Here is a 22,200-nt window from a genome sequence, read left to right as displayed (position 1 = left end):
CAAACTCGTATGTTAATTTCCGTACGGAATCAAGCGGATGACGCGGCGCACAATAAAACGTTACCGGACGCCGCCTTTCGGCAACATCCGGTTACAAACGGCATTTCGATTTGATGGAAGATCAGCGAAGAACGCGATCGTCCCCGCCGAAGCGATGCATCAGCGATGTGTCCGGCGTGGCGTAGACGATGTCATCGACTGCGAACCTGTGCTCGCCAAAAAGGCGCACCGTCAGCAGGCCGGTTGTCTCGGTTTCGAGATAGACGATCGTATCGGCGCCGAGATGCTCGACATGGATGACCTTGCCCTTCCACTCGCCGGCGTCGCGGGCCAGCGTGATATGCTCCGGCCGGATACCGATGGTCTTGGCGGCGCTGTCGCCGAGGCGGCCTGCGTCGATGAAATTCATCTGCGGCGAGCCGATGAAGCCGGCGACGAAGGTGTTAGCCGGCTTGTTGTAAAGCTCCATCGGCGAGCCAACCTGCTCGATCTGGCCGGCATTCAGCACGACGATCTTGTCGGCAAGGGTCATCGCCTCGACCTGATCATGCGTCACATAGATCATCGTCGCCTTGAGGCTGCGGTGCAGGCGGGCGATCTCGAGACGGGTGTTGACACGCAGTGCGGCATCGAGGTTCGACAGCGGCTCATCGAAGAGGAAGAGTTTCGGTTCGCGGACAATGGCGCGGCCGATGGCGACACGCTGGCGCTGGCCGCCAGAAAGCTCGGCAGGGCGGCGAGCGAGATACTGCTCCAGCGACAGCATGGAAGAGGCCTTGGCCACCTTGGCATCAATCTCCGCCTTGGGTGCACCCATCTGTTTGAGGCCGAGACCCATATTGTCCTTGACCGTCAGGTGCGGATAGAGCGCGTAGGACTGGAAGACCATGGCGATACCGCGCTTGGCGGGCGGCGTGTTGATCACCTCGGCGCCATCGATCTGCACGCTGCCGGAAGTTGCGTCTTCAAGACCGGCGATAACGCGCAGCAGCGTGGACTTGCCGCAGCCGGAGGGGCCGACGAAGATTACGAACTCGCCGTCCTTGACCTCAAGGTCGATGCCCTTCAGAACTTCATGGGTGCCGAAGGCCTTGCGGATGGATTTCAGTTGAAGCGATCCCACGGAAGCCCCCTTAAAGCTTGATCGGATGACCGGTGCGCACGCTTTCATCCGCCGCAAGGCAGATGCGCAGCGACTGGACGGCATCGTCCATGTGGCGGTCGAGATTGATGTTTTCGCGGATGGCCTTCAGGACATAGGCCTGCTCACGGTCGCAGAGTTCCTGATGGCCCGGCTCACCGTCCATCTTCAGGTCTTCGTCCTTGTGCAGGAACTTGCCATCCGGGCCGGTCTCTGCCTTGTGGACGCGGATCACGGCCGTCTTGGTGTGCGTGTCGATATCGTCGGACTTGGCATTCGGGTCCATGACGATCGAGACCGCGCCGTTGGGCGACATGACGTCCTTCACGAAGAAGGCGGTTTCCGAGATCATCGGCCCCCAGCCGGCCTCATACCAGCCGATGGAACCATCCTCGTAGATCACCTGCAGGTGGCCGTAGTTGTACATATCCGGTGCGATGTCGTTCGACAGACGCAGGCCCATACCGCGGACTTCGACGGGTTTCGCGTCGGTGATCTGGCACATGACATCGACATAATGCACGCCGCAATCGACAATCGGCGGCGTCGTCTGCATCAGCGACTTGTGGGTTTCCCAGGTCGGGCCTGACGATTGCTGGTTGAGGTTCATGCGGAAGACGTAAGGGCCGCCTAGTTTCCGAGCTTCCTCGATCAGCCTGATCCAGGACGGATGGTGGCGCAGGATATAGCCGACGACCAGCTTCTTGCCGGCCTTCTTCGCCGCCGCCACGACGCGCTCTGCATCCGCGACCGTCGTTGCCAGCGGCTTTTCAATAAAGACATCGCAACCGGCCTCGAAGGCCATGACGGCATAATCCGCATGGCTGTCCGAATAGGTGCAGATCGAGCAGAGATCGGGCTTCAGCTCCTGCAAGGCCTTTTCAAAATCCGGCAGGATTTCGTAGCCGCCAAGCTCGGGCGCAAGCGTCGGCTTCGAGCGATTGACGAGGCCGACGATCTCGAAGCCCGGATTGTTGTGATAGGCGAGCGCATGGCTGCGGCCCATGTTTCCAAGACCGGCAACGAGAACGCGGATCGGTTTTTCTGGCATGCTCACTTGACTGCTCCTGCCGTAATGCCGCGGATCAGCTGCCGCGAAAAGATCACATAGAGAATGAGGACCGGGAAGATCGCCAGCGAGAGCGCGGAGAGGACCGCATTCCAGTTGGTGACGAACTGGCCGATGAAGACCTGGCTGCCGAGCGTGACGGTCTTGGTGGCTTCACCCGGCGCGAGGATCAGCGGGAACCAGAGATCATTCCAGATCGGGATCATTGTGAAGACCGCGACCGTCGCCATCGCCGGCCGGATCAGCGGCAGCACGAGACGGAAAAAGATCGCATATTCGGAGAGCCCATCGATGCGACCGGCATTCTTCAGGTCGTCAGAGACCGTTCGCATGAACTCCGAGAGGATGAAGATCGCCAGCGGCAGGCCCTGTGCGGTGTAGACGAGGATCAGCGCCGTCAGCGTGTTGACGAGGCCGGCGGCGACCATGCCCTGCAGGATCGCGACCGTGCCGAGGCGGATCGGGATCATGATACCGATCGCCAGATAAAGCCCCATCAGCGTATTGCCGCGGAAACGATATTCCGACAGCGCGAAGGCCGCCATGGCGCCGAACAGCAGTACGAAGAAGATCGAGACGACGGTGACGATCAGGCTGTTCTGGAAATAGCCGACGAAATCGCCCTGCTTCAGCACCGTCTCGTAGCCGATCAGGCTGAAGCTTTTCATGGTCGGCGGCGACAGTGGCGAGCGAAAGATGGCATTCTTGTCCTTGAACGAATTGAGGATCGTCAGCAGGACGGGAAACAGCGCGATGGCTGTATAGCCGGCAAGAGCCAGATGGACGAAACCGGAGCGGACCGGGGAGATACGGGCTTTGGACATCTCGGCCTCCTCAGAACTGGTAGCGGCGGATGCGCCGCTGGATCGTAAACAGATAAAGCGAGACGCCGGCGAGGATAATCAGGAACATGACGGTGGCGATCGTCGCGCCCATCGAGCGGTCGCCAAGCTGCAACTGGAAACCGAAGAAGGTGCGGTAAAGCAGCGTGCCGAGAATGTCGGTCGAGCCATCGGGACCTGCAAGGGCGCCCTGCACGGTGTAGATCAGGTCGAAGGCGTTGAAGTTGCCGACGAAGGTCAGGATCGAGACCATGCCGATCGCCGGCAGCACCAGCGGCAGCTTGATCTTCCAGAACTGCGCCCAGCCGGTGACGCCGTCACACTCTGCCGCCTCGATCACCTCGTCCGGGATGTTGAGGAGAGCCGCGTAGATCAACATCATCGGGATACCGACATTTTGCCAGACGGAGATCAGCGAGACCGTGATCAGGGCGGAGTCGGGTTTGCCGAGCCAAGGACCGAAGAACGATTTCAAGCCGACCAGATCCATGAAGAACGGCGTGATGCCCCAGATCGGCGAAAGAATGAGCTTCCAAATGAAACCGACGATGACGAAGGAAAGCAATGTCGGCAGGAAGATCGCCGTGCGGTAGAACGGCGCAAGCCGCAGCTTCGGGATCGACAGCATGGCGGCGAGCGCGATGCCGAGAGGGTTCTGCACCAGCATGTGGATCGCAAAGAAGATCGTGTTGTTTTTGAGCGCATTCCAGAAGTCATGCGCCCAGCGTGCGTCGCCGAACAGCACCTGAAAATTCTGAAGCCCTACAAAGGTAGACTGACCATCGACGGTGTTGAACAGCGAGAGCCTGAGCGTCTCGACGAGCGGCAGGATCATGACCGCCGTATAGACAAGAAAGGCCGGCAACAGGAAGACGGCGATGTGCCAGCGTCTTGCGCGCGGCGCGATCTTTATCTCGTCTTCAGAATATGTGGCGCTGCTCATGGCTCTGCCGCTCCGACGTGTTTTGTTCAATGTATGCGGTAAGCGAAAGCCCGTGCCGCCGGTTTGCACCGCGCACGCCCTACAGCCAATTCCCGCTGCTCACGCTTACGATTTCAGATTACATATTTTCGGCTGGATGATCTGCTTTTTCGCATGAAGCATCCTGCCACAAGTGCTGCCTTTCATACGCCCTTCGGCACCTTTTCCCGCAGACGGGAAGAAGGGAAAAGCCACTTGACTTGGTAATCCCCTCCCCCCGCAAGCAGGGAGAGGGCAAGGGTGAGGGATAAGCCCTACCCAAAGATTACTTCGCAGGCTTGTACCAGCTGTCGAGGCCCTTCTGCAGCTTTTCAGCAGCAACTTCCGGCGTATCCGTACCGTTGATCACGTTGGCGGATTCGACCCAGGTCTCGTTTTCGAGGTTCGGCGTGCCGCGCGACAGGATCTGGTAGGTCGAGCGGATCGTCGGCTTGCACTTTTCGCGCCAGGACACAAATTCCTGAGCGAGCGGATCCGCCATCTTTACCGGCGTCGAATTCAGGCTGAAAAAGCCCGGCAGCGAGTTGGCGTAGATTTCAGCAAATTCCGGCGAAGCAACCCACGAGAGGAAGGTCTTGGCCTGCTCGGCATGGGCGCTCTTGGCGTTCAGGCCAACACCGATGTCGTTGTGGTCGGAGATGTAGCAGGTGTCGCCAGCGGTCTTAACCGGCGGCGGGAAGGCGCCCATCTTGAAGTCTGCCTGGCTGTTGAACAGGCCGATTTCCCACGAGCCTGCCGGGTAGATGGCGGCGCGGCCGAGCGTGAACAGGTTCTGGCTGTCCGGATAGGTCTGGGCTTCGAAGCCGTCGCCGAGATAATCCTTCCACTTGGCGAGGACCTTGTAGGGCTCGACCCAGCCGGCGTCGGTCAGCTTCTGCTCGCCCTTGATGAGGGCAGCGCGGCCTTCTTCACCCTTCCAGTAGGTCGGGCCGATGTTCTGGTAGCCCATGGTTGCGGCTTCCCAGAGATCCTTCGTGCCCATGGCCATCGGGATGTAGGTGCCGTCAGCCTTGATCTTGTCGAGCGCCGCAAAGAATTCGGCTTCGGTCGCCGGAACGGCGATGCCAAGCTTGTCGAAGGCGTCCTTGTTGTAGATGAAGCCATGGATAACAGACGCCATCGGCACGCAGAAGGTGGCCGCGCCATCGTCCGTCGTCCAGGCTGACTTGGCGACATCAGAGAAGTTCTCCATGCCCGGCAGGCCGGTCAGGTCAGCAAGGTGCTTCTTGTTGTAGAGTTCGAGCGAAGCATCGAACGGGCGGCAGGTGACGAGATCGCCCGCGGTGCCGGCGTCGAGCTTGGCGTTCAGCGCAGCATTGTATTCGGTTGGCGCGGTCGGCGCGAACACCACCTTGATCCCGGGGTTCTTGGCTTCGAAGGCCGGGATCAGCTTCTCCTGCCAGATCGACAGGTCGTCATTGCGCCAGCTTTCGATGGTCAGCGTTACGTCTTCGGCATGGGCCAGTCCGGCGGAGCCGAGAATGCTGGTCGCAAGCAGCAGACCTTTCAAAGTCGTACGGGTCATTACGTTCTCCCTTTTATAAGCGCCGGTCTGGCGCGTTTTGGAACCCAGTTCTTCCTGACCATGCGCGCTAGCGAGCGCGCAGGATCTTTTCGTTTTCAAGCCTCGGCCGACACGCCGGAGCCGCTCTAGCCTTGCGCTGCAAGCCCTTTGAGGGCCTTGCGCAAATTCTGCCGTGATGCCGCAAGTGCCACTTGCGCAGCCGCCACCGTGCCCGCCCCAGCAGCAAGCAGAATGGCGATCTTGACTGAACCCGATGCAGTATTGAGATGATGTCCGGCCTCGGTCGCACTAACGCCGGCGATATCCGACACGATGCGTACCGCGCGGCCGCGCAGCTTGATGTTGTCGGCCTTGAGATTGACCATATGGCCGTCATAGACGTGGCCGAGCTGAATGCCGACCAGTGTCGAAAACATATTGAAGGCAATCTTCTGCGCGGTGCCTGCACCCATGCGGGTCGAGCCGGAAACGACTTCCGGCGGCGTTTGCAACAGTATCGAAACCTCTGCGTCTGCAAAAAGCTGAGCACCGGGGTTGTTCGCCATGGCGATTACCCGCGCGCCGCAGCTACGGGCTTCATCAAGGGCCGCCAGCGCATAGGGCGTCGAGCCGCTCGCCGAAACGGCAATCAGGCAATCGCCCTTGCCGATGCCGGCATTCCTGACGTCGTTGCGAGCAAGCTCGATATCGTCCTCGTAACCGCCGGCCAGATCGACCAAGCTTGCAGCACCGCCGGCAAGCAACACGACGACCTTGTCATGCGCGATACCGTAGGTGCCCGGAAGCTCCAGCGCATCGGCCATCGCCATCAACCCGGAAGAACCTGCGCCCGCATAAGCAAGCTTGCCACCGGATGAAAGCACATCGGAGGCAATCGCCGCGGCAGCCGCGATGCTCTCGATCGCGCCATCGACAGCCTTGGCGGCAGCCTGCTGGCCGGATGCGAGAATACGCAATGCCATGGCCGGATGGGCCACATCCAGTCCGATTGCCTTTTCGTGACGCTCTTCGGTTTTCACAGATGGCATACGCGCAAACTCCTCTGCCGCAAATTAATGCCAAAAAAATACCAATTGTCTAGGAAAAATTAATGCCGCTCTAAAGAAAAAGTGGCGTTGCAGAAAATATCGAAAATAATCATACGATTAACTTTCATTTCTCGAAACCTAAGAATTTCGCTTGGTTAATGGTATTTTTTTGGTATTCTTTTTTCCGGAGGTATCCATGCCACATTACATCATCGGTATAGACGGCGGCGGGACAAGCTGCCGCGCGGCGCTTGCCGGCGCGGATGGCCGCATCATCGGGCGCGGCAAAAGCGGCGCCGCCAACATCCTGACGGACCCCGACACCGCGCTGAAGCACATCATCGGAGCGGTGCAGGCGGCGTTTGACGATGCCGGCATCGATCCGGAAGGTTTCGCCAATACCGATGCGCTCGTCGGCGTGGCCGGCAGCAATGTCGGCGATGCCGTGCATTATGTAAAAGAGCGACTGCCCTTCGCGCACGCAGATATCGAATCCGATGGCCTGATCGCCCTGCAGGGCGCGATCGGCGATCGTGACGGTGCCGTCGCCATCCTCGGCACCGGCACCATTTATATCTCCCGCATCGCTGGCGACGTCTCCTATATCGGCGGTTGGGGTTTTAAAGTCGGCGACCTCGGCAGCGGCGGCCGTCTCGGCCATGCGTTGCTGCAGGAAAGCCTGCTGGCCTATGACGGCATACACCCCTCTTCCCCCCTGACAGATGAAGTGCTGGCGGAATTCAACAATAATCCGCGCGATGTCGTCGAGTTCGCACGCCTCGCCCATCCCGGCGAATTCGGCCGCTATGCACCGAAAGTCTTTGCTCATGCCGAGCGACAGGACCCGGTGGCATTGGCGTTGCTCAAGGCATCTGCGCAGGCGATCGACGAGGCACTTGATGTCGTGGTCGGGCGTGGCAGCCGGCGTATTTGCCTCCTGGGCGGTTTGGCGCCGCTTTATCGACCTTTCCTGGCAGAGCGGCATCAGTCTCTTTTCGCGGACGCAGAAGCCGATGCGCTAACCGGATCGGTAGCTCTCGCCGCGCATCGTTTCGTCCTCGCTAAAGAGGTGAACGCATGACACAGCATCTCCAGGCCATTCTTCCGCTCGAAGGGCTGCAAGCCGGCGGCTCCGGCCCGCTGTACCTGAAACTGCGGCAATCGCTCGAAGAGGCGATCGTGTCCGGCAAGCTCAATCACGGCGACGCATTGCCGCCGGAGCGCGATCTTGCCGACTACGCCAACATCAGCCGCGTGACCGTGCGCAAGGCGGTGGACGATCTCGTGCGCGACGGGCTTCTCGTGCGCCGCCATGGATCAGGCACCTTTGTCGTCAAGCCCGTGAGCCGCGTGCAGCAGTCCCTGTCGCGCCTCACCTCCTTTACCGAAGACATGGCGCGGCGCGGCCTCAACACGCGGGCGCAGTGGATCGAACGCGGGCTGTTTCAGCCTTCGCCGGATGAGATCATGACGCTCGGCCTACCGGCCGACGGCCTTGTCGCCCGTCTCGGCCGGTTGCGTATTGCAGACGATCTGCCCCTTGCCATTGAGCGCGCCAGTATTTCCGCGGAATTCCTGCCGGACCCGACGCGCGTTACGTCCTCGCTTTATGCCGAACTTGACAAGACCCGGTCGCGACCGGTGCGCGCGGTGCAGCGCATTTCCGCCTGTGCCCTGAAAGATCCCGACGCCGCCATGCTGGGCGTGGCTGTCGGCTCCGCCAGCCTTTCCATTGAGCGTATTTCCTATCTGGCCTCCGGCCGGGTGGTGGAATTCACCCGCTCGCTTTATCGCGGCGACGCCTACGACTTCGTTGCTGAACTGACACTTTCGGACAGCTGATCCCATACCGAGAAAGAGACAAGACCATGCAGACCAATATGCGGCGCGAGATCGACGAAATCCCGGAAGCAACAGCCCGCCTGCTCGACCGTTCCGGTGACGCTATCCGCAAGGCGGGTGCCGCGCTGCGCGAAAAGAACCCGGCTTTTCTGGTGACCATTGCCCGCGGCTCTTCCGACCATGCCGCACTTTTCCTGAAATACGCGATCGAGCTTTCGACCGGTCGTCCCGTAGCCTCGCTCGGCCCGTCGCTGGCCTCGATCTACGGCGCGAAGATGGAGCTTGCGGGCGCCGCCTCCATCGCCATCTCGCAATCCGGAAAGAGCCCGGACATCGTCGCCATGGCGGAAGCGGCAACCAAGGCCGGCGCGGTGACGATCGCACTCACCAACACGCTGCCTTCGCCAATCTCGGAAGCCAGCACCCATCCGCTCGATATCCAGGCCGGCCCGGAACTCGCCGTCGCCGCCACCAAGTCTTATGTGAACTCGATTGTCGCCGGGCTTGCCGTTCTTGCCGAATGGACTGGTGATGAGGCTCTTGGCGCAGCCGTGAAAGCCCTGCCCGGCCATTTCGAAAAGGCCGTGAAGCTCGACTGGCAGCTGCTGGCCGACAATCTCGGGGAGGCGGAATCGCTTTATATGCTGGGCCGTGGTCCCGCCCTGGCGATCGCTTCCGAAGCTGCACTGAAATTCAAGGAAACCTCCGGCATGCATGCCGAGGCCTATTCTGCCGCCGAAGTGCTGCATGGCCCGGTGGCGCTGGTCGAACGCCGCTTCCCGGTGATCGGCCTTGCCGCGCGCGATGCGGCCGAGAACTCGGTCGTGGATATCGTCGATGGCCTCGGCGCCAAGGGCGCGCTTGCCTTCGCGACGTCTTCCAAGCTCAAGACGGCTAAGGCATTGCCGTTTGTCGAAACCGGTCACCCGATCACCGACGCCCTGACGCTAATCCTGCCCTTCTATGGTTTCGTCGAATCCTGGTCGCGCTCGCGCGGTCTCAATCCCGACGCCCCGGTGGCGCTGAAGAAAGTGACGGAGACGAGATGAGCGCTCAGACCGCAATCACCGGCGCCCGCATCTTCGACGGCGACATCTGGCATGACGGCAAGGCGCTGCTGGTCGAGAACAGCAAGATCGCCGATATCCGCACCGAAAGCGCCCTGCCCGCCGGCATCGAGACGATCTCCGCCGACGGGAAGCTGATCGTTCCGGGCTTCATCGACCTGCAGGTCAATGGCGGCGGCGGCGTGTTGCTGAACCATCAGCAGGATGTGGATGCCATCAGGCAGATCTGCGCCGCCCATGCGAAATTCGGCACGACGGCGCTTCTGCCGACGCTGATCACCGACACCTTCGACATTCGCGCCAAGACCATTGCTGCGGGGATCGAAGCGAGGAAGGCCGGTGTTCCGGGCTTTCTCGGCCTACACATCGAAGGCCCGCATCTTTCCGTCGCGCGCAAGGGCGTGCACGACCCGTCGCTGATCCGGCCGATGGAAGACGCGGACCTGCAGGCCATGCTCGCCTGTGCCGACGCTTTCGACGGCCTGATGGTGACGGTCGCGCCGGAAAACACGACGTTGAAGCAGGTCGCGGCGCTCGCCGAAGCCGGCATCATCGTCAGCCTCGGCCATACCGATGTCGGCTACGCAACGGTGAAGGCCTATGCGGATGCCGGCGCACGGACCGTGACCCATCTTTTCAACGCTATGAGCCAGCTCGGCAACCGCGAACCCGGCGTCGTCGGCGCCACGCTTGATCTCGGAAGCCTCTATGCCGGTATTATTGCCGACGGTATCCATGTCGATCCGGCCAGCATGCGGGCGGCTCTCCGCGCAAAGCAGGGACCGGGCAAGATTTTCATCGTGACCGACGCCATGTCGACCATCGGCTCGGACCAGACCGGTTTCTTCCTCAACGGCCGTGAGATTTTTCGCAAGGACGGACGGCTGGCATTGGCTGACGGCACGCTGGCCGGCGCCGATATCGATATGCTGTCTTCCGTGCGCTTCGTGCATGAAAAACTCGGCATCGCATTGGAAGAAGCGCTGTGCATGGGATCGGCCTATGCCGCGCAAGCCATGCGGGTCGATGATCGCAAGGGACGGCTTGCAGCCGGTTACGATGCCGACTTTGTCGTGCTTGCCAAAACGCTCGACATCGCCGCCACCTATATCGGCGGAGCCTGCGTCCATACAGCGTGAAACGATCGCTGACCGCCTCCGGGCAGCTGGCTGTCACATAGAGAGAGCTTCCTTCAAGGCTCTGACGACAGCCGCATCCGTGCGGCGTGCCGTCTCGCCGGCAAAACCCAGCGAGACAAGGCGCGCATCTGCTTGCCGAACCGCCACTGAGCAGGAGGAGTGCAGCTCGCTCACGCCAAGCCTCTGCCGGAAGTGGCCGGCATTTGCGATCGAAACCCCTGAACCGGGCATGATCGAGATCCGCCCGGCAGCGTGATCGACGACGCTCGCCAGAGCCTCGATGCCTTCCAGCGCTGTCTTTTCCCCACCCGATGTCAAAATCCGCTCGAAGCCGAGTTCAACGGCGATCTCGACCGCCTCGGCAAAATCCGGCACGAGGTCAAATGCCCGGTGCAGGGTCAGACCCAGGCCCTGAGCATGCCCGGCAAGCCGGCGCAACAGCGCCTCATCCAGACGGCCATCCGGCAGACTCGCCCCCAGCACAACCCCTGCAAGCCCCGCCCGGCGGACGGCATCGATATCCCATAGCAGGAGATCGATTTCGCTGGCATCGAAGACGAAGCTGCCGGCGCGGGGGCGGATCATCGCATAGCTTGGAACAGGCGCCTGCGCCGCATAGGCCATCAGGCCCGGAGGCGGCGTGAGGCCACCGGTCGCGAGCGCGGCGCAAAGCTCGATGCGATCGGCACCGCCGGAAACGGCGGCATCGACACCGGCGGCATCATCCACACAGACTTCGAGACGGCATCCGCTCATCGGCCGGCCTCCCCGGCACCGAGACCGAGAAGAGCGGCGCCGATCAGGCCCGGCTCAATCTGCAATTCACCCGGAACGACCAACGGCCGCTCGAAGCGCCGAAGCGTGCGGGTTCGAACGGTCAGGTCGATAGCCTCGATCAAGGCCGGGACCTTGGAAAGCCCTCCACCAACCGGAACGATGGTCGCACCGGTGATATTGATGGTGAGCGCCAGTGGCGAACTGACGAGATCGACCAGCACATCGATGGTGCGGGCGGCATCGACGTCACCCTCTTCCCAACGGGCGGTGATCTGGGCGCTGGTCAGCGAAACGCCATGCAAAAGCTTGTGCAGCCGCTCCATGCCGCGCGCGGCACCGACCGAATCGACGCAGCCGCGCTGACCGCAGCCACAATCGAAATGCGGAATATCAACCGGCGGATCGCCGGCCCGGAGCGCCACGGCCGGACCATGGCCCCACTCGCCGGCAAAGCCACCATCGGCATTGATCAGCCTGCCATCGACCACCAGACCGCCGCCGATGCCCGTTCCGAAGATCGCGCCGAGCACGATGCGATGACCACGTCCCGCGCCGAGACCGGCTTCGGCCAAAGCGAAACAATCGGCATCATTGGCGATCAGCACCGGCAAGCCAAGCTTGTCAGAAAGATCGTCCGCAAGCCTTCGACCGTCGATGCAGGGAATATTGGCGCAGGTGATCCTGTGCGTTTCGGGGTCGATGACACCGGTGATGGAGATCGCGATGCGCTCCGGTCTCTCTGGCAAGCCGTCAATCGCATTTTTCATTACCGAGACGAAATGATCGAAGCTCTGCAGCGGCGTCACCTCCCGCGACAGCGTGAAGATCTCGTCGGCTGTCCGCGCGTAGGCGGACTTGATCGCAGAGCCGCCAATGTCGAAACAGGCGATCATGCCTCACCGCGAATGACAGTCTCAGTCGCCAGCGCTGCGGAGAGCAGCCGCTCGTCTTCGTTGCGACGACCCGACAACAGGAAACCGACCGGCATGCCGGCATCGCCCGCTCCGCAAGGAATGGAGATGCCGCAGCCATCAAGCACGTTGCCGATGGTCGTGTTGCGCAGCGTCTTGAGATTGGTTTTCATGAAAAGATCCTGATCGGCATCGAGCGATGCGATCGTCGGGGCCACATGCGGTACCGTCGGATGCACGATCAGTTCATCCGGCGCGAAGGAGGTTTCGAACGCATCGATCAGGCGCTGCCGCTCGGAGAGAATGGCAATGTAATCCGGCGCCGTGATCTTTTCTCCGAGACGGATACGAGCGGCAATGCGAGGGTCGATAAGGTCTGCTTGCGGCCCCTGCAGACGCTCGCGGTGCAGCGCATAGGCTTCCGCCACCACCAGCGCGCCATGACGGGCGGCAAGTTCGTAAACCTCGGAAAAGACGGGGAACGAACGTCGGGTGATTACAGCTCCAGCGGCGGAAAGACGCTCCAACGCCTTTTCGAAGGCTGCCACGACTTCAGCTTCCGCATCATCAAAGACGACCGTTTCGGCGACGACCAGCTTGACGCCGGAAAGCGCGCCACGCCGCAAAGGCGAAGCCGTCAAGCCGCGCATGGCCGCGTCGATCCAGACGGCATCCTGTACCGTACGGGTGAGCGGTCCGATGGAATCGAGGCTGGTCGCAAGCGGAAAGATGCCCTGCATCGGATAACGCCCACGGCTGGGTTTGTAGCCGACAATGCCGTTCAAGGCAGCGGGAATGCGGATCGAGCCGCCGGTATCCGTGCCCATCGCCGCAGGCACGAGGCCAGCGGCAACGGCGACGGCGGAACCGGAGGAGGAGCCGCCCGGAATGCGCGGACCATCGGTCGATGCGGCGTTTTCCGGTGTACCGAAATGCTTGTTGATGCCGAGGCCGGAGAAAGCAAACTCGCTCAGATTGGTGCGGCCTATGCTCACCATGCCGGCGCTCGCAAGCGACGACACGACCGGCGCATCGGCAGCGGCGGGCGCATTGCCCTTCATGAAAGCCGAGGCTGCCATTGTCACGTTGCCTTTAGTGTCGAAAAGATCTTTCCAGGCGAAGGGAATACCGTCCAACGGCCCAAGCGAGCGGCCGGCCGAAAGGCGTTCTGCAGCGGCGGCAGCTTCCTTGCGGGCCCGCTCCGGCAAAAGCTCGGTAAAAACGGTACTATCCGCATAGCCGGCTATCTTCTCCAGCACGGTTTCCGTCAGTTGGACGGCATCGAGAGCACCAGTTTGCAAAAGCGCGCTCAAGCTCGCGATGGACCGGTTTGCATCAATCTGTGCCATCGTCATTCTCCGTATGGACATTCGCGCGGCACCTTACCGTTCCGTCACGGCTTTTGCAGCGATTTCCCCCTCCGCGCACATGAATTTTCATCCGCATTTCCAAGTTCAAACCGACCGCCTTGCCGCAGGTTCTGAACCTGCCTACATGCTCTGAAGACAATGGAGACAAACCAGCATGATTTTTGACGCGGCACGGCTCGCTTTTGGCAACCTCTTCGCACCGGAAGCACGCTCGGTTCTCTGGAAGGTCATTGGCCTGACGCTGCTCGTGCTTGTCGGTCTCTGGCTTGCGCTGCGAGAAAGCTTCATCTATTTCGCCTTGCCATTCATTGACCAGTGGATGCCGGGAACGCCGGACTGGGCAGGTTGGCTCACCTTCGTTCTCGGACTTTTTGCAAGCCTAGGGCTGGCACTGGGGCTCGCGCTGTTGATGGCGCCCGTGACGGCGCTGATTGCCGGATTTTTTCTCGATGACGTGGCCGAGGCAATCGAGCGCCGCGATTATCCCGCCGACCCGCCGGGTCGCGCCTTGCCGCTCGCAGAAGCCATTGGGGCGACGATCAAGTTTCTCGGCATCGTCATCATCGGCAACCTCTGCGCCCTCTTCCTGCTATTGATACCCGGCATCAACCTGATCGCATTCTTCGCCGTCAACGCCTACCTGTTGAGCCGCGAATATTTCGAGTTCGCCGCCATGCGCCATTTGCCGCCGGCAGCGGCGCGGGAATTCCGCGCCAAACATTCACGCACAGTGCTTGCCGCCGGCGTGATTATCGCCGCGTTCCTCGCCGTTCCGATTCTGAACCTGACGACGCCGCTCTTTGCCGGCGCGATGATGGTGCATCTCTACAAGCGGCTTGCCGCGCGTGATCCGGACTTCGCCCGGATTGCGGCAGCAACAGGTTCGCCAAAGCCAATTTAGACAAAAAATCTAATATTGACAATTTGTATTATCACTATCATGATCCGGGCATGACGAACCCGATCCATGCCCATATTCCGGTTGCCGACGCGATTGCGCGACTATTCTTTCCCCATGTCGAGGTGGTGCTGCACGACCTTGCGACGGGTAAGATCGCCCATATCGCCAATGGCTATTCGAAGCGCCGCCCCGGCGATGCCTCGCTGACGGATGACGGCATTGGCGCCGATGGCGACGCCGACCTCATCGGCCCCTACGCCAAGCGAAACTGGGACGGCCGGCGGCTGAAATCGATCACCGCGGTTCTTCGCGATAAGGGCGGCAAGGCGATCGGGCTCTTCTGCATCAATCAGGATATCGAGACTTTTGCCGCGCTCGGCGATCAGCTGAAAAGCCTTTTCTCTCTGCCGGAACCTTCACCTGGAACCTCCGCCCTGATGGCGGGTGACTGGCGCGAGACGATCAACGCTGTCGTCGGGGACCATCTTTCCGAACGCAATACCTCGCTTGCCGGCCTCACCAGCGGCGATATCGACGACCTGCTACTGCTGCTCGAAGCCCGCGGCATCTTCGAAATCCGCAAGGCGGTGCCCTATGTCGCCGAAATCCTGCGCCTGTCGCGCGCCACCATCTACAATCGCCTCGCCGCCGCCCGTGGCCGCCGCCCCTCTTCCGGAGAAACCAGATGACCGAAGCTCCTGCGATGCGCGATTTCGCGCTCGAAGCCTATATGTCGAAATGGGAATTCGTTGCCCGCTACAATCTCACCGGCTCGGACGCAGAAAGCCTGCGCTTGCCCGATCTGCTTGCGCTGGCCAATGACGGCGAGCGCGCGGAGTTCGAAAACCTCAGCCTCAGCTACACCCAGACCTATGGCGCCCCGGCCCTGCGCGCCGAAATCAGCCGCACCTATGACAGCACCGCACCGGAAGACATTCTCTGCTTTGCTGGCGCCGAAGAGGGCATCTATATCGCCATGAAGGTGCTGCTGACCGCTGACGACCATGCGATCGTCATCACGCCCAACTATCAGGCCGCGGAGACGATACCGCTCTCCATCTGCGCCGTTACCGGCATTGCGCTCGACGAGAATGATGATTGGTCGCTCGATATCGACAAGGTGGAAGCCGCTATCCGTCCAAACACGAAGCTGATCTCCATCAACTTTCCCAACAACCCGACCGGCAAGATTCTGCCGCGCAAAACCTTCGACGCACTTGTCACGCTCTGCCGCAAACATGGCATCTGGCTGTTCAGCGACGAGGTCTACCGCCTGATCGAGCGCACGCCGGAGCTGCGCCTGCCGCAGGCCGTCGATGTCTATGAACGCGGCATTTCGCTCAACGTCATGTCCAAGGCCTATGGCCTGCCGGGCCTGCGCATCGGCTGGATCGCCTGCAAGGACCGCGCGCTGCTGCAGCGGTTCGAGCGCTACAAGCATTATCTCTCGATCTGCAATTCCGCCCCATCGGAGGTTCTGGCACGCATCGCGCTGCGCAACCGTGAAACGGTTCTTGCCCGCACCCGCGGGATCGTCAGCAACAATATTGGCCTGCTGAACGATTTCTTTGCCGACTATTCCCATATCTTTGATTGGAAGGAACCGAATGGAGGATGCGTCGCCTTCATCCGCTACAAAGGACCGGACGGCGTCGAGGCTTTCACGCAAAAGCTCGTGGAAGAGGCTGGCGTCTTCTTCCTGCCTTCCAGCGTTTATCGTTCCGACCTTGGTCCCGTGCCGCAGGATCGGCTGCGTGTCGGCTTTGGCCATCTCGACCTACGCGAAGGACTTTCTGCGCTCGGAAAATACCTGATGCGCAACGATCGTTATTGAGTTTTTCCGCCAGGAAACCTTGGTAACACCCTTCCGACTTGACATTTTCTACCGTGCTGGCCAGTGATCCACTGTGCAATACGGGGAACTTGCATGACGCATGTATTATTGGGGCGGCTTTCTGCAACGGCATTACTTTGCCTTGCCACGACGGCATTGGCAGATCCGCTGCCGCGTAACCTGCCGGCGGCCGGCTCCGTTATCGCGCGAAAATCCGGTGAAGAGGTCCGTTTCGTCGATGTATCCGGCTGGCGTTATGTCGATCTTCAGCAGGATTTGCTGACGGGCGACGTGTTGCGCACCAATGCCAACGGCCAGCTCGCCGTGCTTTTTGCCGATCGCACCCAGGTCCGCCTTGGCCGCAACACCTCGCTTCTGGTCAAGGCCATGCGGACGGACGGCGACACGGATCTGGAGCTTCAATCCGGCACCATCTGGGCCCGCGCCGAACGCGGCGGGCAAGGATTGACGGTCGGCACGCCCGCCGCGGCAGCCGCCATTCGCGGCACGGACTGGACCCTGACGGTCGGTGCTGACGGCAAGACATCGCTGATCGTTCTGGAAGGCAAGGTGGAGCTCAGGAACGACTTCGGCAGCGTCGAAGTCAATCAGGGTGAAGGTGCGGTCGCTTCGATCGGTAAGGCGCCCGCCAAGATCATCATCGCCAAGCCGAAGGAACGCGAACAGATGCTGTTCAGCCTGCAGCTGCGCGATTCCTTCCGCTGGATGCCGCCCACGGATTTGACGGCGCAAGAACAGCGTCAGACACGGGATCGCATCGCGGCACAGCCGGAAGGCACCCGAAGCGCCGAGGATTGGTTGTCTCTTGCCGAAGTTGGCCTGACGCTTGACGGCAAGCAGAAGACACGTCAGGCCATGGAAGCGGCGAAGGCAAAGGGGCTTGACCGCCGCCAGCGCGCCCGCGTCACGCTGCTGGAAGCAATGATCGCCGGCTCGGAAAATCGCTATGCGGACGCGGCGAAACTGTTTGCCGAGACGCAACGCAATCTTGACAAGCGCCGGGCCAACATCGCCCGCTACGGCGGTTTCATCGCGCGATCGCTGGCCGACCCCAATCGTATCGAAACACCCCCCGATGTCGTCGACAGCGCGTCTGCGGTGATCGGCAAGGCGTGGATCGCCGGCTTCCGCAACGATATCCGTACAGCTCTCGAGATCGTAAAAGCGGCGGAGAAGGCCAACCCGAACGATGCTTCGCTGCCGGCCGGCCGTGCGCAGCTTGCCATCCTGCTGGCAGATGAGACTGAAGCAAAGCATGCTATTGATCGAGCTTTGATGCTTGATCCGGATAACCCGACGGCGCTTGAAGCGCGCGCCACCTACAAAATGGGCATCAGCTTCGATCGCGAGGGTGCCGTCGATGACCTGCTGCGCGCCGCTGAGGTTGCCCCCGGAGACAGTGGCGTCTGGAATACGCTGGGGCTCGCCCATTCTGACCGCGATGACAATCGCAAGGCTGAGGAAGCATTGAAGAAGGCGATCGAGCTCGATCCACTCGATCCGCTTCCCCATGCCAACCTTGCCATTCTCTATCTCGACGAGATGCGCATGGAAGAAGCCAAGCGGGAGATCGATCTCGTCACAAAGATCGACCCGAGTTTCGACTTGGTGCTTCTCGCGCGCGGGCGATATCATCTGCAGATGGGGGAGGTCGACAAGGGCATGCAGGATCTGCTGGCGGCGTCTGCCTCCAATCCCGGCGTGTCGAACACCCAGGTTCTGTTGGCCGCAGCTCACTACGCGAAAAAGGAACGCGACCCGACAGCTCAGGCACTCGATAATGCCGAGCGACTTGATCCTTACGATCCCGTTATTCCTATTGTCCGTACTGCAATCGCCATCGATGAATATGATGCCGAGGGCGCCATTCGCTACGCTCAGGAGATCATGCGTTTGACGCGCGCCCGCGGCGGTGACTATGCCTCGCTTGGCGCCAACCAGACCGCCGGCTCTACCCTCAACGATGCCTTCCGGCTGCAGGGACTGGACGCATGGGGGCAATATTATGGCGATGCTGTCTTCGATCCGTTTACAGCAACCAGCTATTTTGACCAGTCCGTGCGTGGTAGCGTCAGCCCGTTTCTCAACATCTATTCGACCAGCCTCGCCCCCTGGTCGCCGATCGGCAACCAGGACAGTGATTCCGCTTACATCCAAGGTTTGATGCTGGGACCGCATATGCTAACCGGCCGGGAGCGAACGACAAACCTTCTCGATGAGCCATTTTTCGAGACCGAACTGACGGGCGGCTTTCTGACCGGTGGACGGGAGACGACCTACACGGGCGGGGCCGAGATCCGCGGTTTCACCTTCGCGCCGTTTCCGATCAGCATTCAGGGCGACATAAGCTGGAGCCGACCGCGAGATGAATTCAACTTCGCGAACGGAATAAGCGTCAATCACGATGTCGATATTTCCAGCGGCAACGGCTACGTAACGATGTCTCCCACTCCGGACGACAGGATCGTTGCCTTTACGACCTATTCCACGGCAGACGATGTGCAGGATGTTTTTAACGAACCGGATGTCGCCGGCCGCAATTTCGGCGTTGATGCCTCTGATCTTTCAACAGGCTTGGCTTGGAGCCATACGTTTGGATACGAAAACGTTCTGAATGCCGGCCTGTTTTATACGGCTAACAAAGCCTCGATCTCTGAGACAGTGACCAATGAAAGACCCATAGATATAGATGAAGATGGGGTAGGTGATGATATAAATGGCGACGGGTTTCCGGATGTTGCGTCGGTTTCTTTGACCAAAAAGGATGAGGTCCGATCCAGAAGTTACATCGCAGCGATCAGCCACATGGTCGGTGACGACGATCTTGTCTGGCGATACGGTGTGGAAGGCGGCGTTGTTAAAAATCAAGGGATATCAATACTCGATATCGATATCGATATCGATATACCCAGCGTGCCTGATCCCACTCCTGTTCGCTATAACTCAATCGATGATACCACCCGGGTCGGCCGCGCCTATATAGACCTGCGCTACGAGGCGGCGCCCGATCTGACACTTGAGGCAGCGATTTTCGGGCGGTTTCTCGATACCGATACGGATCACACAAATCGTTTCGAGCCTCGGCTTGGTCTTGCATGGAGCCCGATCGATGACCAATGGTTGCGCTTTGGTTATTTACGAGAGGGTGAAAACTTTTCCTCGCCGACCCTTGCACCAATTGGCGTCGTTGGCCTGCAAAGCAATCAGATAGGGCTTGCCGATAACGGCTATATTGATACCTTCGCTTTCCGTTGGGATGCGCAATGGTCCGACAGGTTTTTTACCGCATTCGATTACCAGCATCAGGATGCAAAAAGAGTTTCTCTGGCCCAGCCGCTCGCTGTGGCAACCCTTAATTTCGAAGATGCACGCATTGATCGCGCGGCCTTCAATGCCAATCTCGCGCTCGGCCACGGTTTCGGCCTGTCCGCAACCTATGCCCGGCTGGACTCGAAGAATCTTGACCCGAGTTCCGCCGACTACGGCGATCCTTTGATCTTCGTGCCGGACCAGACGGGTCAGGTCGCGCTCACCTGGGTCAATCCCATCAACGTCAAGGCTACGCTCGCAGCCAACTATGTCGGCGAGCGGCAAGGCGGGGGCGGTGAAACACTCGACGATTACTGGACGCTCGACGCATCGCTCGTCTGGGAGCCGTTCGACAAGCAGATCGAGCTGGAATTGTCGGGCTACAACCTGCTTGACGAGGATTTCGAACTGGCGCCAGGCGTGAAGGGCTGGGGGCCGACGGTCAAGGGTACGCTTTCGGTGCGGTTCTAATGGCGGGCAAGGGCAGGAACGGGCAGGCGCGTACCCAGCAGCAAAAGACGCGGCGGCGGCAGGCAGGCCTCGTGCTTCTGGGCTTTCTGGTGACTATCGCGCTCGCCCTCTTCTCCTATACGTCGCCGTGGTCTCTGATCGAGCTTCGCAGTTTCGATTATCTCTCCACCCTTCACCCCCCAGCCATCCCTCAAGACAGCCCTATCGTTGTTGCCATCGACGAACCGTCGATGGCGGAGATTGGCAGTCAATGGCCCTGGCCCCGCGCCCTGCATGCGGAGCTCGTCAAAGCGCTGCGCGCGGCAGGAGCGAAAGCGATCGGCCTCGATGTGATCTTCGCAGAGCCGGCTGCAGATCCGCAAAACGACGTGGCGCTGGCAGCCGCCCTTGGACCCGACGTGGTGCTGGCCGGCGACGAAAGCCTGATCGTTACACCCCAAGCAGAACAGTTCATCCGGACCGAACCGCTGGCAGAGTTCATAGCCCGGGGCGCCTCGACAGGTATTGCATCGGTTCATCTGGACCGTGATGGAACCCTGCGGCAGATCCCGCCTTATGGCGATGGCTTTGCCGCCGAGCTTGCCCGCATTGCCGGGCGCCCGGTATCGGCTGACGCCGGAAACCAGCTGATCCAGATGTTCGGGCCGGCTCGCACCTATCCGACCGTATCCTACTACCAGGCTCTGAAACCTGATGAGTTCCTGCCGCCGGATATTTTCAAGAATCGCGTCGTCATTATCGGGCTCAGCCTGCAGAACGCGCCGACACTGGAAAAAGGTGGTACCGATACGTTTGCAACCGCCTTTACCGTGCATACCGGCCATCTGGTTTCAGGCGCCGAGATCCAGGCAACGATCTTCGACAACATCACCAACGACCTGTTCATCGCCCGCGCCAGCCATGGTGCGGTGATCGCGGCGATCACGCTCGCGGCACTGGCGGCCGCCGCTCTTTGCTGGCGCTCGACCGGATGGGAGACAGCCGCCGTCACTCTGGTTGTCCTGCCGCTCCTCGCAGCGGTGAGCTTTCTTGCCCTGACGGTGAATGGAACCTTCCTTTCGCCCGCCGGCCCGGCGCTTGCCTTTCTGCTTGTTGTCACGGGACAGGCGACGCTCGACTACGCTGCGGAGCGCCGCAGCCGGCGGGACATTACCAACGCCTTTTCCCGCTATCTTTCGCCGGCGCTCGTGGAACGCCTGGCAGACGACCCCAGCCAGTTGAAGCTCGGTGGCGAGCGCCGCACCCTGACAATCCTTTTCTGCGACGTGCGCGGCTTCACCACGATCTCCGAGGCGCTGAAAGACGATCCCGAACAACTCACGACGCTGATCAACCGGCTGCTGACGCCACTCTCGGAAATCGTGCTGGAAAGCGGGGGCACGATCGACAAGTACATCGGCGATTGCCTGATGGCCTTTTGGAATGCCCCATTGGATGATCCGGACCACGCAATTCATGCCGTTGATGCGGCGCGGAAAATGCTTGCCGCGATCGAGGTGCTGAACGCCGAGCTGAAACGCGAAGCCGATGCGGTCCTCAGCAAACCGCATGTGCTGAAGATCGGCATCGGCATCAATACCGGCGAGTGTGTCGTCGGCAACATGGGGTCTACCCGGCGCTTCGACTATTCGGTGCTGGGCGACAGCGTCAATTTGGCATCGCGGCTGGAAGGCGAATCGAAGAACTACGGGGTTCCGCTTTTGATTGGCGAAGAGACGGCACGGCTTGCGGCAAGCCAGTTCATCACCGTCGAACTAGACAGCATCAAGGTCAAGGGTCGCACGACACTCTCGCCCGTGTTCACCGTGCTAAACAAGGCGACGGCAGCCGCCCGGACCAAGCACGAAGAATTTCTGAAGCGCAAATATGGAGGGACGCTTGATGCCGGAGATCCTGCCTTCTCCGAGCTACCTGACGCACTTCCCGAACTGGTACGGTATTACCAAATGGTGGCCGACCGTCTGGTTTGAG

Annotated in this window: 18 protein-coding genes; 9 read left to right on the top strand and 9 right to left on the bottom strand. The window is 60.6% G+C overall.

Annotated features, from left to right (window positions below; translation table 11 throughout):
• Nucleotides 1-121: 121 nt before the first annotated feature.
• The 6 genes from BLX89_RS09800 to BLX89_RS09775 all read right to left on the bottom strand — a co-directional run bounded on the left by BLX89_RS09800 (nt 122) and on the right by BLX89_RS09775 (nt 6,587).
• Nucleotides 122-1,123 carry an ABC transporter ATP-binding protein gene (locus BLX89_RS09800; RefSeq protein WP_075290588.1) on the bottom strand — a complete coding sequence of 334 codons (1,002 nt, stop codon included), beginning with the start codon at nt 1,121-1,123 and terminating at the stop codon, nt 122-124.
• A 10-nt stretch (nt 1,124-1,133) separates the two neighbouring features.
• Nucleotides 1,134-2,198, bottom strand: a complete 1,065-nt coding sequence (locus BLX89_RS09795) for a Gfo/Idh/MocA family protein (RefSeq protein WP_075290586.1) — start codon at nt 2,196-2,198, stop codon at nt 1,134-1,136.
• Complete coding sequence (locus BLX89_RS09790) at nt 2,195-3,034, bottom strand: carbohydrate ABC transporter permease (protein WP_075290584.1); 840 nt, start codon at nt 3,032-3,034, stop codon at nt 2,195-2,197. The genes BLX89_RS09795 and BLX89_RS09790 overlap by 4 nt, the downstream gene beginning before the upstream one ends.
• Before the next feature lie 10 nt (nt 3,035-3,044).
• A complete protein-coding gene (locus tag BLX89_RS09785) occupies nt 3,045-3,995 on the bottom strand; it encodes a carbohydrate ABC transporter permease (protein ID WP_075290582.1) in 951 nt (316 codons plus the stop codon).
• Nucleotides 3,996-4,299: 304 nt separating this feature from the next.
• Nucleotides 4,300-5,559, bottom strand: coding sequence for an ABC transporter substrate-binding protein (locus BLX89_RS09780; protein WP_075290580.1), 1,260 nt, complete (start codon nt 5,557-5,559; stop codon nt 4,300-4,302).
• 125 nt (nt 5,560-5,684) lie between these two features.
• Nucleotides 5,685-6,587, bottom strand: a complete 903-nt coding sequence (locus BLX89_RS09775) for an N-acetylmuramic acid 6-phosphate etherase (protein WP_075290578.1) — start codon at nt 6,585-6,587, stop codon at nt 5,685-5,687.
• Between the two features lie 196 nt (nt 6,588-6,783).
• On the opposite strand from BLX89_RS09775, the gene BLX89_RS09770 reads away from it, so the two are divergent.
• From BLX89_RS09770 to nagA, 4 genes are read left to right on the top strand one after another with little or no spacing between them, the layout of a single operon-like run.
• Complete coding sequence (locus BLX89_RS09770) at nt 6,784-7,668, top strand: glucosamine kinase nucleotide-binding domain-containing protein (protein WP_075290576.1); 885 nt, start codon at nt 6,784-6,786, stop codon at nt 7,666-7,668.
• Entirely contained in the window at nt 7,665-8,429 is a 765-nt protein-coding gene (locus BLX89_RS09765) for a GntR family transcriptional regulator (RefSeq protein WP_075290574.1), read from the top strand. Before BLX89_RS09770 ends, BLX89_RS09765 begins: the two co-directional genes overlap by 4 nt.
• 26 nt (nt 8,430-8,455) lie before the next feature.
• The gene (locus tag BLX89_RS09760) at nt 8,456-9,478 is read left to right on the top strand and encodes an SIS domain-containing protein (RefSeq protein WP_075290572.1); all 1,023 of its coding nucleotides are present in this window, start codon (nt 8,456-8,458) and stop codon (nt 9,476-9,478) included.
• A complete protein-coding gene (nagA, locus tag BLX89_RS09755; RefSeq protein ID WP_075290571.1) occupies nt 9,475-10,635 on the top strand; it encodes an N-acetylglucosamine-6-phosphate deacetylase in 1,161 nt (386 codons plus the stop codon). The genes BLX89_RS09760 and nagA overlap by 4 nt, the downstream gene beginning before the upstream one ends.
• A 33-nt stretch (nt 10,636-10,668) precedes the next feature.
• Here the strand turns inward: nagA and BLX89_RS09750 are convergent, their stop codons facing one another.
• From BLX89_RS09750 to BLX89_RS09740, 3 genes are read right to left on the bottom strand one after another with little or no spacing between them, the layout of a single operon-like run.
• Nucleotides 10,669-11,391: a copper homeostasis protein CutC gene (locus BLX89_RS09750; protein ID WP_075290569.1), complete on the bottom strand. Its 723-nt coding sequence runs from the start codon at nt 11,389-11,391 to the stop codon at nt 10,669-10,671.
• Nucleotides 11,388-12,305, bottom strand: coding sequence for an ROK family protein (locus BLX89_RS09745; protein WP_075290567.1), 918 nt, complete (start codon nt 12,303-12,305; stop codon nt 11,388-11,390). The genes BLX89_RS09750 and BLX89_RS09745 overlap by 4 nt, the downstream gene beginning before the upstream one ends.
• Complete coding sequence (locus BLX89_RS09740; protein ID WP_075290565.1) at nt 12,302-13,672, bottom strand: amidase; 1,371 nt, start codon at nt 13,670-13,672, stop codon at nt 12,302-12,304. Before BLX89_RS09740 ends, BLX89_RS09745 begins: the two co-directional genes overlap by 4 nt.
• A gap of 175 nt (nt 13,673-13,847) precedes the next feature.
• Here BLX89_RS09740 and BLX89_RS09735 point away from each other — a divergent pair, with 175 nt between their 5' ends.
• From BLX89_RS09735 to BLX89_RS09715, 5 genes are all read left to right on the top strand, one after another.
• On the top strand, nt 13,848-14,594 hold the full coding sequence (locus BLX89_RS09735; protein WP_075290563.1) for a sulfate transporter family protein: 747 nt from the start codon (nt 13,848-13,850) through the stop codon (nt 14,592-14,594).
• Between the two features lie 50 nt (nt 14,595-14,644).
• Nucleotides 14,645-15,283: a helix-turn-helix transcriptional regulator gene (locus BLX89_RS09730; RefSeq protein WP_075291082.1), complete on the top strand. Its 639-nt coding sequence runs from the start codon at nt 14,645-14,647 to the stop codon at nt 15,281-15,283.
• Nucleotides 15,280-16,428: an aminotransferase class I/II-fold pyridoxal phosphate-dependent enzyme gene (locus BLX89_RS09725; RefSeq protein ID WP_198935138.1), complete on the top strand. Its 1,149-nt coding sequence runs from the start codon at nt 15,280-15,282 to the stop codon at nt 16,426-16,428. The genes BLX89_RS09730 and BLX89_RS09725 overlap by 4 nt, the downstream gene beginning before the upstream one ends.
• Before the next feature lie 93 nt (nt 16,429-16,521).
• The gene (locus BLX89_RS09720) at nt 16,522-20,229 is read left to right on the top strand and encodes a FecR domain-containing protein (protein WP_075290561.1); all 3,708 of its coding nucleotides are present in this window, start codon (nt 16,522-16,524) and stop codon (nt 20,227-20,229) included.
• Entirely contained in the window at nt 20,229-22,199 is a 1,971-nt protein-coding gene (locus BLX89_RS09715; RefSeq protein ID WP_075290559.1) for a CHASE2 domain-containing protein, read from the top strand. The genes BLX89_RS09720 and BLX89_RS09715 overlap by 1 nt, the downstream gene beginning before the upstream one ends.
• The last annotated feature ends 1 nt before the right edge of the window (nt 22,200 follow it).

This window comes from Pararhizobium arenae, from assembly GCF_001931685.1.
GTDB lineage: Bacteria > Pseudomonadota > Alphaproteobacteria > Rhizobiales > Rhizobiaceae > Pararhizobium > Pararhizobium arenae.
This window is presented reverse-complemented; position numbering and strand designations above follow the sequence as displayed.